Below are 13918 nucleotides of genomic sequence, written 5' to 3'. Positions count from 1 at the left end.
ACTTACATTAATATTTGATAAACCCATTGTTTAGTAAGTAAAAAATGAAAAAAACAATTCTATCGTTGGGCCTTGCCGCCGTTGCCACTGGATGTGGTGGGGGAGAGTCACAATCTAATGCTCAAGTAAAACCAACGCCAGCTCCAGTTCAACAAGCTCTGGAAACTGGTAATGCTCTGCTCGTTTCTGACCCGAACGATTTCATCCGAGAAAGTCGGCAAGTTGTGGAAGGGCACAAGAAACAGTCGAATACGATCAAATCTGCAATTGCGAAAAACCTTTCTGGCCTTTATTGGGATCCAACCCATGATGCAGCGATCTTGGCACCTCAGTATGGGTTCAACGACACCATCTTGATGACCAACAAGGCCATGGCTAGCGGTTATAAAGATCAGGCGTTGTCAATTGGCGTTGCTGGAGAAAAAGCTAATGGTCAACGTTATGCGCTATTAGGTAGTAACCCATTTAGAACGGCACAACGCTTTCCCGAGTCTTCGAATGCAACGATGACTCAATGGCTAAGCAACCTGGTCACTTGGTTGTCAGGCGGAGCTACTTCAAACGTTGTCATCGCGCAAATGGATCAGTCTTATTACTTCCCTGATGAGCAAGCGACTCGGAATTGGCTGAACGACAATGTTTCACAAGAGTTGGCGTTTAATGAGGCCGACCTATGCGATGGTTCAAAGCTACTTAGCTGCTTGCAAACCAATACTCCAAACTTATTAGTTTTGTCACAGCATCTGCAATCTGGCGACACCAACCAACAAGTACTCGATGCTCTGGCATACGCTGAGCAAGCCCAAATTCCTGTTCTATACCTGCATTGGGATGGAGGACTAACTGAACTTGGCCGAGACATTTTGGGAAAATTCCATGTTGATTATGTGGGAGATAACTATTGGCGTAAGTTAGGCTTGGTTGATTGGGCGCCTTCATCACTCATGAACTTCGTGCCAGACTCTGTTGCTACGCAACAAGCGCTGTTGTCTCGTTTTGAATCTCAAAACTTCAATGTTGACTTGTCACAGTGTGATGACAAATCTTGTCCTGACACTGCGAATATGGAAAGTCAATTTTATGCAGGGGCAAACAGCATTCGCCATCGGTTGAAAAAGCTTGATGAACAAAAAGTAGATTTGTTTAATCAAGATGGCTACCAATACGAAAAACTCATGGTATTGCTGGCTGATCACTATCGTCAAACGGTTGTGTTCCCAATGGACAAACAATCAACCCAAACGACCGAATTCCTAAAATCGTATTTTGCCGATTACGTACAATACAACAGCCGAAGCGTGAACCCAAAACAACCAAATATGGGGAACTTCAGCCGTAGTGAGTTTAGCCCTGAAGTAAAGAGAATCAGCGCAACGATTAATATGGAATCAAAGCGTAACTTCCGCTCTGCTGGTGTGTATGCGCTTCCTGGGGAGACCTTTACGGTCACGCGCAATGACAGTAATGAAGTGACGACTAAAATTGTCATCAACAGTTTAAGAAGTGGCGCAACTCATGAGTTCAGCAAAGATGGATACACGCGACCAAAAATGCTGACTTCTTTCGCCTATGAGGTGAAGCCGGGTGAAACCATCACGCTGACATCTCCTTATGGCGGCCCAGTACAGGTTCACTTTGACAAAAATGATATTCCGGTTGAACTGAGATTTAACTATGTGGCACAGCATCCTGTATGGAGAAGTGAGAAGGACAACGACACCTTTATTCAGCAGCTAGAAGCCAATTTGTTTGATTGGGCCGAGCTGATCACCCCTGGGTTTGAAGTGCACTCAAAGCGTGACAAGATGTTAGAGTCGGTCAACGATGAGATGTGGTCGACACCAGCTGAAATGGCGCTAGCGACAGAAGAGTATGTTCATAACTACCCACATGTCTTGGCTGGTTTCCAAGGGCCGGGGATCGATGAGGTTCCGGAAATTATCCAGTATGCCAAAAATCAAGGTTGGGAAATCGCCAATATTGATATGGTGAAGCATATGAACGCTGACCAAGCGACGTGTGGTTACGGCTGTTCTGGTAACCCATACGATGCTTACTGGTCATTCAGCCCACTCGGTCACGGTGATTTACATGAGCTTGGTCATGGCTTGGAAAAAGGTCGATTCCGATTTGCAGGCTGGGAAGGGCATTCAACGACCAATTACTACTCGTATTACAGTAAGTCTCGTTTCTTCCAGAATACGGGGAAAGTTTCAACTTGCCAAAGTTTGGATTTCAAAGGCCAGTTTGAATTATTGCAAGCAAGCCGAACTCAAGCGGATCCAAACGCTTACATGGCAGCGCAAAATCAAACTGGTTGGAGTTGGGGAGCTCGCGTTTACATTCAAATGATGATGGCGACGCAGCATGAAGGTGTACTGCAAAATGGTTGGCATTTATTGGCGCGATTGCACCTGATTGAACGTGAGTTTAACCGCTTAAAATCGGATGATGCGCTTTGGAATGAGAGACGATTGAGTATTGGTTTCGCCAACTACTCTCGTGAAGAGGCAAATAGCATCTCAAACAATGACTGGTTGCTTATTGCTCTGAGCTACATCTCTCAGCGAGACATGACGAGCTATTTAGATATGTGGGGCTTCTCGTTCACAGAAAAAGCGAAACAGCAGGTTGTGGCGCTGAATCTACCACCGATGCCTCTCACTTACTTTGCAAGCAGCAATACCGGCTACTGTCTGAACGAATTTGCTCAAACGCCAGTCAGTGTTGATGGTCAAACGGTTTGGCCGCTGAACTAGCTGATTAGAAAGTAACTTGCATGAAAAAGGGAGACAGAGCCTCCCTTTTTCATGGGGTAAGCTTAGCGTTGAGTCCCGCTTATTGCTCAGTTATGTATTACTTGAACGTCGACCAAATTGGAGCGTGGTCTGAAGGTTTTTCAATACCGCGCAATTCATAATCGATACCCGACTCAATACATTTTTGCGCGAGAGAAGGGGTCGCCAAAATGACATCAATTCGTAGACCTCGGTTATCATCAAACCCGCGAGAGCGATAATCAAACCACGAGAATTGATCGTTCACTTCTGGATATAGCTTGCGGAAGGTGTCCTCAAAGCCCCAATCTAGCAAGGTTTTCAGCCATTCGCGCTCTTCCGGTTGGAATGAACATTTACCTGTTTTTAGCCAACGCTTACGGTTTGGTTCGCCGATACCGATATCTGCATCAATAGGGCTAATGTTGATGTCACCCATAACAATCAATTGCTCGTCGCTATTGTGATGATCGTTTAGGTAAGTCATCAGATCTTTATAGAACTGACGTTTGTATGGGAATTTTGTTTCGTGGCTGATGTTATCCCCTTGAGGGAAGTAGCCATTTAGCACCGTGATTTTTTCGCCGTTTTCATTTAAAAACGTTGCCATGATCATGCGCTTTTGGTGCTCTTCGTTATCCGTCGGGAACCCTTTTTGTACGAGAAGAGGCTCTTGCTTACAAAGCATTGCGACGCCGTAGTGCGCTTTTTGACCATGGAAATACACTTTGTAGCCCATGGCTTCGACAGCTTCAATCGGGAATGCTTCATCGTGAACTTTAATTTCCTGAAGGCCAATCACATCTGGTTGGTGTTTGTCGATTAGCGCTTGGAGTTGGTGCAGTCGCGCACGTAGTCCATTGATGTTAAAGCTGATTACTTTCATTGTTTATCCTTTTTGAGGGCGTACTTTTTTATGAATAGTATCATTGTGCAAGAGCACTGAAAACGAGTCTCGGTGAAAGGAGCGAAACGTTGGGCTACTTTGCTTTTAATTTGTTTTCTAAGTCGTTTTGCACGATCTTTAAAGCGTTAAGCGCAACTTCTGGATCTATCTCATTGCTCTCAAGTAAATAGATCAAATCGACAGCCAATTTGATCTCTTCAGGTGCGTCATCTAAAGGCGAGGCTGGTTGATCGGCCATTATTGGTGTTTTTCCCTATGTGTAATTTGGTTCTCTAGTTTCAGAAGCGCTGCCTCACAACGTGCCAAACGTTGCTCGGTCGCTAGTAACACTTTCTGAGCCTCGGCACGCATAAAACTAGGAGCGGTTTCGACAGCACGTTCTTTTTCTAACACCATTTCGCGCAAGCGTCTTGCCCACTCTTGGTGTTGAGCGAGTTCCTGATAAAGCACGTTAATAGGCTTGCGGAAATGGCTGCTATGTTTGATCTCATTCTTGCGAATTTTGGTGGTAGAAATCTCGCGTTGAATCGCACCTATTTGCGCTACTAACCGTTCAGTGAGGTACTCAGCACGCAAAGCGGTGAGCTTACCTTCATTTTGCTCACGCACAATCGCATCCAGCGTGGCTTTTGCTTCTTTTACGCAAGGAGTAAGTAAGCGAGAGCGACAACCAAATAAGCGCTCATCAAAAAGCGGAACATGGTGTTCGCCTCTTTGACGGTCAAGAACAGCGGCTTGCTTCGCCATTTGTTCTAGGTTTTCCTGGAGTTGAGAAATGTTCATGACAAACCTACAAACCATGCGTCATAAGCCAATTTTATGGCCAGTATACTGACGACAGTAACAAATACAGGGCGAATGAATTTAGAGCCAAACCGAATGGCGGAATGTGCGCCAACAAAAGCGCCAGCCATTAAACATACCCCCATTGTTAAGCCTAGCACCCAGTTGATATGACCGAGGACTGCAAACGTGATCAAAGAGGTAAAGTTGCTGGTAAAGTTCATTGCTTTTGCTAAGCCAGAGGCGAGCAAGATATTCAGCCGATACAGAGCCATTGAACTGACCGTCCAAAAAGCCCCAGTTCCAGGCCCTGCGAGCCCGTCATAAAATCCTATGGATAATCCTTGCATGTACTGTTTTCTATGAAGTTTTGGGCAAGGCTCGGGAATTGGACTTTGATGAGGAGAGTGCGGTGTTTTATGGAAGACGGTGTATAACGCCGCCGCTAAAATAACAAGAGGTAACCCTTTTTCTAGCCAATCCGTGCTAATCGCGTCCACAAGTAGGGTACCTAATGTTGCTCCGACAAGCGTCGCTACAAATGCTCTTCCCCAGCATTGAGGCTTGAATAAACGTTTCTTGTAGTACGTAAATGCCGCAGTAGAAGAGGCAAAGGTAGCCGCAAGTTTATTGGTGCCTAGTGCAATATGGGGCGGCAAGCCCAATGATAGTAGAGCAGGTACGGTTAGCATGCCACCACCGCCGGCAACTGCATCAATAAATCCAGCGACAAAAGCGACAAGCGCCAACACCAACAGCATAGTTGGCTCAATCATTTCCATAAATGGTGATTCTTCTAATATTCTATTTTACGTTTAAATGGAGGTAGTGAGTCGATTAAGGCTTGTCCGTATCGCTTAGTGACTAGGCGTCGATCAAGAATCGTTACTCTACCAGAATCTCTCTCTTTACGCAGTAAGCGACCTACGCTCTGGATCAGCTTTTTGCTTGCGTCAGGTACAGTTATTTGCATAAACGGGTTCCCACCTTTTTTCTCGATATATTCGGAGTGAGCCTGTTCGACAGGAGAGGTTGGAACACCAAATGGAATTTTTGTAATCACCAAGTTTTCAAGTAATTCGCCAGGTAAATCTAGCCCCTCAGAGAAACTGCCAGTACCAAATAAGATGCTGGTTTTATTTGATTCTATTAGATTTTTATGTTTTTTTAGAATTTCTTGACGTGAGCTTTCACCTTGAACTTGCAACGCCCAGCCTTTTTTTATGAACTCCGAAGACAGCGCCTTCGCAACTTGGTTCATCTGCCAATAGGATGAGAATAATACTAAGTTGGCTTTCTTGTCTTCCAAGTACTTAGGCAATATCTCGATAAGATATTCAGTAAATTGAGGCGCTGGTGGTTCATATTTCATCGCAGGGATGAGCAATTCTGCCTGGTTTTGGTAATCGAATGGTGACGCAAGCGCTAAAAACTGTGTGCCTGATTCTGGTTTTCCATCAATACCAACCTGATGGCAAAAGTAATGGAAGGAGTTTAATGCACGCATCGTTGCGGAAACTAAAATGGCGCCAATGCACCTGCTCCAAATTTGTTGGTCGAGTTGCCATCCAATTTCAAGCGGAGAAACACTCACAATGAAATCACCCTCGCGATCGGGGTGGGTTTCTAACCAGCGAGCCAAAGGCGCACCTTTTTCACGAGTTGGCTCAGCCATCAAGTGCCAGACTTGCGCTAGGTTTTCTAACCTTTGAATGTAGAAGCCGAGCTCTGCAAGCGCTGGTTCAGCCAATCTTGTCGCAAGCTCCCCATCTTTTACTCTTTCCGCAATAAGGTCGGCAATTTTTGCCACACTTTGATTTGCTTTTTTACTGAACTGCTTTAACTCTTTGGATTGGTTCTCTAGCCATTCTGGTAGTTCACCGTGCTCAAAGCGGTAGATACTCTCTTCAAATTGAGCTGGATCGAACTGTTTAGGCAGTTGAGTCAGTGCTGGTATCAAGTTCTGAACCGCGTCTTGAAGGTCGTTGCGAAATCGAGCTACGCGCTTCTCGTCTGCGAGCGATGAAAACTTGCTAATCGACTGATTTAACTTCTCAAGCCATGCTGCCGCACCTTTTAAGCTCGCAGATGCTGAAGCATGATCGCGGGCGACATGAGGCAAGTGATGTGCCTCGTCAAAGACGTATATCGTGTTTTCTGGCTCCGGTAAGATTACTCCGCCCCCCAAGTCTGCGTCTGCCATGACGAGAGAGTGGTTCGCAATGATGACATCATTCTTATCCAGCTCCGAGCGCGCTTTTTGGAATGGGCAGCCGCGGTGGCCTGGTAAACTGTTATTGCAACTGTGTTTATCACTAACAATCAGTTGCCAAAGCTTATCATCGATGGTTTTAGGCCAAGAATCACGGTCACCGTCCCATTTACCTTGCGCAAGAGAGCGATGCATTGTTTCCAACAGCTCTATATCTTTTTGCTTAGGCTTGGTTTCGAACATGGCTAACTGACCACCATCAGCACCACAAGTTGAAGCAAGTTTTTCTGCACAACAATAGCGTTGACGGCCTTTTGCCAAAATAAAAGAAAACTCTCGGTCGGTAATCCGACGAAAAAGAGGGAGGTCTTTATTTATGAGCTGCTCTTGCAGAGCTACGGTCGCCGTTGAGATAACCACTTTTCTATTGTTATGTACAGCCACGGGGATGGCAGCCATTAGATAGGAGAGCGACTTACCAATTCCAGTCCCTGCTTCTGCAACCAGTATTCGGTTAGATTTGTGGTACTGACCGCACAGCGTTTTTGCAATCTCTGCAACAAGGTAGTTTTGTGCTCTTCTAGGTACAAAGTTATCAAGTTGATCTTGCAGGTTTTGATAGCTATTACGAATCGATTTTTGAATGTTACTGGTCAGCATACGGGCCTCAAATGCGTTGGAGGCGAATAGTAGCACACATCACTAGTTGTACAGTAGTTCACAAAACGGAATGCTTTTATGAGGAATGTAGATCTTCTTCACAAAAAAATATTGAACCTTATCTAAATGAAATTAATTTCATTATATGAAAAATATAAAACTCCAAATATGATATTTGTATGGTTTTTTATTCTATATATTGTGTTTTTTAGTATTTATTTTGGGTTTAAAATCTCATTGTTAATGGTTTTATAAATTATGAAAAATCAAGAGGATTGATTAGATGTTCGTCGAATAAATAAAGATAAACTTTTCAAGTTATTGTTTTTAAATGTTATTTTTGTTTTTTTACATTGGTATTTAGAAAATTTGACAGCCAGAATAATCTTTTGCACTCTTAGCTCCAGATTTTGAGAAGGCGCTGTATAACGTTTTGTTAACGCTCTATCTCAAACATATAAAAAAAGGGAACCGGACAAGGATATCCCGAACTAAGAAAAGGCAGTGGATTAATTATGAAAAAAACTCTATTAGCACTAGCTGTAGTTGCGTCTGCAACTTCAGTGAACGCAGCTGAAGTATTCAAATCTGAAGAAGGTTCTGTAGATTTCTACGGTCAGCTACGTCCAACTCTTCTATTCCTAGACAGCACAGACCACACTGCAGAGCTAAACACTAGCTCTTCTCGTATGGGTGTAAATGGTGTTTACGTTGTAAACGACAACCTAAAAGTTCTAGGTGAAGTTGAAATCGGTGTTGCTCTAGGTGACAACTACGGTGCAGGTGCTGATTCAAGCGAGCGTACTGATGACTCAGTATACGTACGCCGTCACATCTTTGGCTTCGACATGGGCGATATGGGTACACTTCGTTTTGGTAAAGAAGGTACTTGGGCTGATGACATCTACGGAGCTGATTACTCATACTTCTTCGGTGGTTCTGCACTTCTTTACGGACACGCGTGGAACAACTCTTCTCAAATTAAATACGCTTACGAAAATGACGCATTCTGGCTAAAAGCTGGTTACGCGCTAGGTGAGAAAGATCAAAACGAAGAAATCCGCGAAGTATTCGTAGGTAAGTCTTTCAATGACCTATCTGTACACGCTGGCGTTCTTTCTTCTGAGAACAAGATTGCTTCTAAAGGTAACAACACTGAGAACCTATCTTTCGAAGTAACTGCTGAATACGCTCTAGATGAGCACACTCTAGGTGCTACGTACTACTACAACGAAAATGAAGACAAAGCAGCTAACGAGACTATCGATTCTCACGGTATCTCTCTAGCAGGCATGTTCGCTGTAGCTCCTAAAACAACACTTTACTCTGGCTACGAGCTAGTAATGTCATCTTCTGACAAATCTGGCAAGAAAGATGGCGACCAATCTAAGTTTTACGCTGGCGTTGAATACAAGTTCTCTAAATGGGCTCGCGTATTCGCAGAAGCGGGTTACAATTTTGATGGTGATAAGCTAGAAGCTGGTAAAACAACTGCAGAAACTGATTCTAAAACTGACTTCGGTGTTGGTGCACGTTTCTACTGGTAATCAATACCCAGTTTGATATTGTAAGACCCAGCTATATGCTGGGTCTTTTACTATGAAGATAAGGATGAAAAACTCTATGCAGTTATCATTAAAAGTGGCAATGGCGTTGTCTATTCTTGCCAGTACAAACCTTTATGCTGCAACGACTTTAGTGGTTCCAGAAGACGTGAAGTTACTGGCCGTCAATATGGAGAAGCCAAAACTTGAGGGGGGACTTTTCTCTAGTGAGAAGACAATTGAGATCCCCGACGGAACCAACCAAATTGTCTTCAAATATCAACCTGCTTTTGAAACAAATGAAAACCTTAAGACAGTTTACAGTGACGTGATCATCGCTAAGTTTGATGTTGAAAATGAAAAACTAAAGTTTGAACTACCAGAGTTTAAAACTCTTCGTCAAGCGCAAAACAACATCTCACCTTTAGATTGGCAACTGCTGGACACCAAAGGTCAACCTATTGCTTTGGTCGAAGATGTATTAGAGTCAGATGGTGTTCAAATTGGTCGTAATTACCCTCAAGAATCTCGTAACTACAATATTGCTGGCGGTATCGCGAGTGTTGCCGTTAGTTATGTAACTGTGAATCAGCATCAACAATCAGTAAGTGATATCGAGCCTCGAGTTGAGAGTAGTGATACCCGTTCAACAGTCGCATCGAACGACAGCCCAATGGTTGATGTATTAAAGACGATGTACCAGAAAGCGTCTCCGGCGGAAAAAGAGGCATTTAAAAACTGGCTTGCTGAGCAGTAATCCCTTAGTTCATTAGATAGGGCTTAACTGAAAAAGTACGAATCTAAAAAGCAGGCTTTAAGCCTGCTTTTATCTTTTCTGCCTATTAGAGAGAGATTTCTCTCCATTCACCAGGCATTAGGTCGTTAAGGACGATATCACCCATCGAATGACGGATGAGGCGCAAAGTAGGGAAGCCAATGTGTGCAGTCATGCGACGCACCTGGCGATTTCTTCCTTCAATAATGGTAATGGCTAGCCAAGTTGTTGGGATATTTGCCCGAAAACGAACAGGAGGGGTTCTATCCCAGACTTGTGGTTCTGGAATCACTTCAACTTCGGCTGGTAGGGTCATACCATCTTTTAGCTCTACTCCCTTTCTCAATTTTTCAAGATCTTGCTCTAGAGGAGCGCCATCGACTTGAACCCAATAAGTCTTCGGCGATTTTGACTTTGGCTGCGTGAGCTTCGCCTGCAAGATGCCATCGTTAGTGAGCACCATCAAACCTTCGCTGTCTCGGTCCAATCGGCCAGCCGCATAGACATCTTTGATTGGGATATAGTCCGCTAACGTTTTGCGACCATCACCATCGGTAAATTGACTGAGCGTGTCGTAAGGCTTGTTGAATATAATGACTTTACGGTCTTTTGGATCCACTTTTGGCTTTTGGTTTCTTGCTGAGCGAATAGGGCGACGGTTTGTTTGAGTACGAGTCTTTGAGCTATTGCGAGCTCCTGAGTGTTTAAATCGGCCCGTTTGGGATTGATTGCGACCGCGACCTTTTTCATGACCTGTACGAGATGACATGTTAACTACCCTGCAAAAATGTAAATGAACTGTGTTTGAAAGTTTTAAGTTTTCTCATGATCGGATATGATTTGCGCGCCTAAAACTAACAAACGCGCACAGAATGATAGACTAATTCGTGTTATTTGTTTAATTATATCAGTGCACTCATGGATTCAGAGCCCAGAGCTTCAAACTACAACAAAGAGTGCGAACCGCATGTGGCGTTAGTGAGGAGACATGTACTGCTAACGTGCAGCAATGCGTCAATTAAACCAACTCAGACGCTGAGTTGATCAGCCAACAAGTTGATTAAAAAATAGGGAAATTTCATGCCTACAGAAAAACCTACAATTATCTACACCATCACTGATGAAGCGCCGGCGCTAGCAACTTATTCATTACTACCAATCATTCAATCATTCACAGCATCGTCTGGCATCAATGTAGATACTCGTGATATTTCACTAGCAGGTCGAATTATCGCTAACTTCCCAGAGCATCTAAAAGAAGAACAGCGCATTGGCGATGCGTTGACTGAGCTTGGTGAACTGGCTCAAACTCCAGAAGCAAATATCATCAAGCTGCCTAACATTTCAGCTTCAGTTCCTCAGCTTAAAGCGGCGATTAAAGAGCTTCAGGCGAAAGGTTACGATTTACCAAACTACCCAGAAGAGCCGAGCACGTACGAAGAGAAAGCGATTAAAGCGGCTTACGACAAAATCAAAGGTAGTGCGGTTAACCCAGTACTTCGTGAAGGTAACTCAGACCGTCGTGCTCCAACTTCGGTTAAGAACTACGCGAAGAAAAATCCACATTCAATGGGTGCGTGGTCATCAGAGTCTAAGTCTCATGTTGCGAGCATGTCAGACAATGACTTCTTTGGTAGCGAAAAGTCCACGACTATCTCTGGTGCAACAGAGGTAAAAATCGAGTTTGTTGGTAATGACGGTACAGTTAAAGAGCTCAAGTCTGCGTTCCCATTACTAGATAAAGAAGTCATTGACACTTCAGTGATGAAGAAGAAGGCGCTGGTTGAATTTTTCGAGAAAGAGATTGCTGAAGCGAAAGCACAAGACGTGCTGCTGTCTCTTCATATGAAAGCGACAATGATGAAAGTTTCTGACCCTGTCATTTTCGGCCATGCAGTAAAAGTTTACTACAAAGACGTTTTCGATAAGTACGGTAAGCTGTTTGAAGAGCTAGGCGTTGATGTAAACAATGGCATCGGTGATGTTTACTCAAAAATTGAGTCTCTACCTGAAGCGCAAAAAGCAGAAATTGAAGCGGCCATTCAAGCGGTTTACCAAACTCAACCAGAACTTGCGATGGTTGATTCTGATCGTGGTATCACAAACTTACATGTACCAAGCGACATTATTGTAGATGCTTCTATGCCAGCAATGCTTCGCTCTTCTGGTCAAATGTGGGGACCAGATGGTAAACAAAAAGATACCAAAGCGATGATACCAGATCGTAGCTACGCAGGTATTTACCAAGCGGTGATTGATTTCTGTAAAGAGCACGGCGCATTTGACCCGACCACTATGGGTAGCGTGCCTAACGTTGGCTTAATGGCTCAAAAGGCAGAAGAGTATGGTTCTCACGACAAGACGTTCATTCTAGACGCAGCGGGTACTGTTCGCGTTGTTGATACTGCGGGTAACGTATTGTTAGAGCAAGCGGTTGAAGAAGGCGATATCTTCCGTATGTGTCAGGTGAAGGACGCACCAATCCAAGATTGGGTTAAACTAGCAGTGACTCGCGCACGTGCAACAGGTGTTCCAGCCGTATTCTGGCTAGACGAAAACCGTGCGCACGATGCTGAACTCATTAAGAAAGTAAATACCTACTTACCAGAGCACGATACTGACGGTCTAGAGATTAAGATCCTATCTCCTGTTGATGCTTGTAAGTACTCGCTAGAGCGTATGAAAGCGGGTCTGGATACTATCTCTGTAACGGGTAACGTTCTTCGTGACTACCTAACAGACCTGTTCCCAATTCTAGAGTTAGGTACGTCAGCTAAGATGCTATCTATCGTTCCATTGATGAATGGCGGTGGTCTATTTGAAACAGGTGCTGGTGGTTCTGCTCCTAAGCATGTTCAACAAGTAGAAAAAGAGAATCACCTTCGTTGGGATTCTTTAGGTGAGTTCTTAGCACTAGCTGCATCCCTAGAACATCTAAGTGTGGTGGCAAACAACCCGAAAGCGCAAGTTTTGGCGGATACGCTAGACAAAGCGACTGGTGAGTTTTTAGATACCAACAAGTCTCCATCACGTAAAGTGGGCGAATTAGATAACCGCGGTAGTCATTTCTACCTCGCACTTTACTGGGCGAAAGCACTTGCCGAGCAAACAGACGATGCTGATCTCGCTGCTGAGTTTGCACCGATTGCGAAAGCGTTGTCAGAGCATGAAGAAAAAATCGTCGCTGAGCTAAACAATGCACAGGGTGTGAAAGGAGAACTGGGCGGTTACTATCTGCTAGATGATGCATTGGTTTCTAAGTTGATGCGCCCAAGCGAAACCTTTAACGCGATCATTAACAAGTAAAATAGATGAAAAGAGCACGTCGCTTTCGGCGTGTTTCTTCTTTTATCAATACTTTGTATGTGGTCTATCTGTATTTCATAAGCTACAAATAGTAAGAAACCCGCTATCTTGGCGGGTTTATTTTTCTCTTCAGAACATCAAAATGATGTTTCGAGAGCAATATTTTTATTTTTCGACAGCGCTCTAATTATTTGGCTTGACCTTCAAGAGGCACGACGCTACTCGCGTGACAGCCTTTGGGACCTTTTTCAATCTCGTATGAGACTTGTTGGCCTGCTTTCAGTGTACGATAACCGTCCATCTGGATAGTTGAGTAGTGGGCAAAGATATCTCCCTCTTCTTCATCTGAACAAATAAACCCAAATCCTTTGGCATTGTTAAACCACTTTACTGTACCTGTAGCCATGCTTTTACATCCCTCATGCATTTTTTACTGAGTTGTTACAACAACCAAGTTATACCTTTAACCTGGTACTACTATTGTCAGCGAACGCTAACAAACATCTAGTCAATGAGAAATCACATTCACCAAGCTGCTTAAAAACAAATGGATTCAAAATGACGATTTATGCATCAACACTTTCCACTGTAGTCAATGAATCCCGACAGTCAATAGCATTAAGCAACAAACAGAAACATAATTGAAAACAAATCACTTTTGAGGTTAACAAATTTGCAAACAGTTTTTCGTATATACGCGGAAGTTTGGTCAATTAGCCTGCAAAGTAGTATTCACTGGAAAAACCATACTGTTCGTGTTGCTTATGATAGATGAATCCTCTAACTGAATAAAAAATGAAGTTTTCGTGATAATTACCCCATTCTCAGTTAGGAAGTGTGATCTCGGTAGAAGACTGAGAGATGTTTCGCAATAGCTCGGAGGGGGTAAAAAGAAAGTTATTTTATAAGTAAAAATGTGTAACTTATCGACAAGCATCTTTTATTTGCGCCCCC

The 13918-nt window shown here is 43.7% G+C and carries 11 protein-coding genes; 4 read left to right on the top strand and 7 right to left on the bottom strand.

Features of this window, described 5'->3' with window-relative positions; all coding sequences use genetic code 11:
* The first annotated feature begins 44 nt into the window (after positions 1-44).
* Positions 45-2759: an ImpA family metalloprotease gene (locus MSG33_RS11835; protein ID WP_248381158.1), complete on the top strand. Its 2715-nt coding sequence runs from the start codon at positions 45-47 to the stop codon at positions 2757-2759.
* 97 nt (positions 2760-2856) lie between these two features.
* Here the strand turns inward: MSG33_RS11835 and xthA are convergent, their stop codons facing one another.
* The 5 genes from xthA to dinG form a co-directional block, all read right to left on the bottom strand.
* Complete coding sequence (gene xthA / locus MSG33_RS11830) at positions 2857-3663, bottom strand: exodeoxyribonuclease III (protein WP_005390683.1); 807 nt, start codon at positions 3661-3663, stop codon at positions 2857-2859.
* Between the two features lie 94 nt (positions 3664-3757).
* Complete coding sequence (rsmS, locus tag MSG33_RS11825; RefSeq protein ID WP_248381156.1) at positions 3758-3922, bottom strand: pleiotropic regulatory protein RsmS; 165 nt, start codon at positions 3920-3922, stop codon at positions 3758-3760.
* Positions 3922-4467, bottom strand: a complete 546-nt coding sequence (locus MSG33_RS11820; RefSeq protein WP_012841995.1) for a primosomal replication protein — start codon at positions 4465-4467, stop codon at positions 3922-3924. The genes rsmS and MSG33_RS11820 overlap by 1 nt, the downstream gene beginning before the upstream one ends.
* Complete coding sequence (locus MSG33_RS11815; protein ID WP_005390688.1) at positions 4464-5249, bottom strand: TSUP family transporter; 786 nt, start codon at positions 5247-5249, stop codon at positions 4464-4466. The genes MSG33_RS11820 and MSG33_RS11815 overlap by 4 nt, the downstream gene beginning before the upstream one ends.
* Before the next feature lie 14 nt (positions 5250-5263).
* Positions 5264-7339 carry an ATP-dependent DNA helicase DinG gene (gene dinG, locus MSG33_RS11810; protein ID WP_248381154.1) on the bottom strand — a complete coding sequence of 692 codons (2076 nt, stop codon included), beginning with the start codon at positions 7337-7339 and terminating at the stop codon, positions 5264-5266.
* 515 nt (positions 7340-7854) lie between these two features.
* Here dinG and MSG33_RS11805 point away from each other — a divergent pair.
* Together MSG33_RS11805 and MSG33_RS11800 are read left to right on the top strand one after the other, a co-directional pair.
* On the top strand, positions 7855-8886 hold the full coding sequence (locus MSG33_RS11805; RefSeq protein WP_006742133.1) for a porin: 1032 nt from the start codon (positions 7855-7857) through the stop codon (positions 8884-8886).
* A gap of 76 nt (positions 8887-8962) precedes the next feature.
* Positions 8963-9640, top strand: a complete 678-nt coding sequence (locus MSG33_RS11800; protein ID WP_012841993.1) for a DUF2057 family protein — start codon at positions 8963-8965, stop codon at positions 9638-9640.
* Between the two features lie 85 nt (positions 9641-9725).
* On the opposite strand, the gene MSG33_RS11795 is transcribed toward MSG33_RS11800, so the two are convergent.
* Positions 9726-10427 carry a pseudouridine synthase gene (locus tag MSG33_RS11795; RefSeq protein ID WP_248381152.1) on the bottom strand — a complete coding sequence of 234 codons (702 nt, stop codon included), beginning with the start codon at positions 10425-10427 and terminating at the stop codon, positions 9726-9728.
* Positions 10428-10738: 311 nt separating this feature from the next.
* Between MSG33_RS11795 and MSG33_RS11790 the strand changes: the two genes are divergently transcribed.
* Entirely contained in the window at positions 10739-12964 is a 2226-nt protein-coding gene (locus MSG33_RS11790) for an NADP-dependent isocitrate dehydrogenase (RefSeq protein WP_005390697.1), read from the top strand.
* A 187-nt stretch (positions 12965-13151) separates the two neighbouring features.
* Here MSG33_RS11790 and cspD read toward each other — a convergent pair whose 3' ends face one another.
* Positions 13152-13370, bottom strand: coding sequence for a cold shock domain-containing protein CspD (cspD, locus tag MSG33_RS11785; protein ID WP_005378407.1), 219 nt, complete (start codon positions 13368-13370; stop codon positions 13152-13154).
* Positions 13371-13918: the final 548 nt, after the last annotated feature.

It is taken from the genome of Vibrio sp. 1CM7H (assembly GCF_023161645.1).
GTDB classification, from domain to species: Bacteria; Pseudomonadota; Gammaproteobacteria; order Enterobacterales; family Vibrionaceae; genus Vibrio; species Vibrio diabolicus.
Note: the sequence above shows the minus strand (reverse complement) of the source record. Positions and strands in the feature narration are given on the sequence as shown.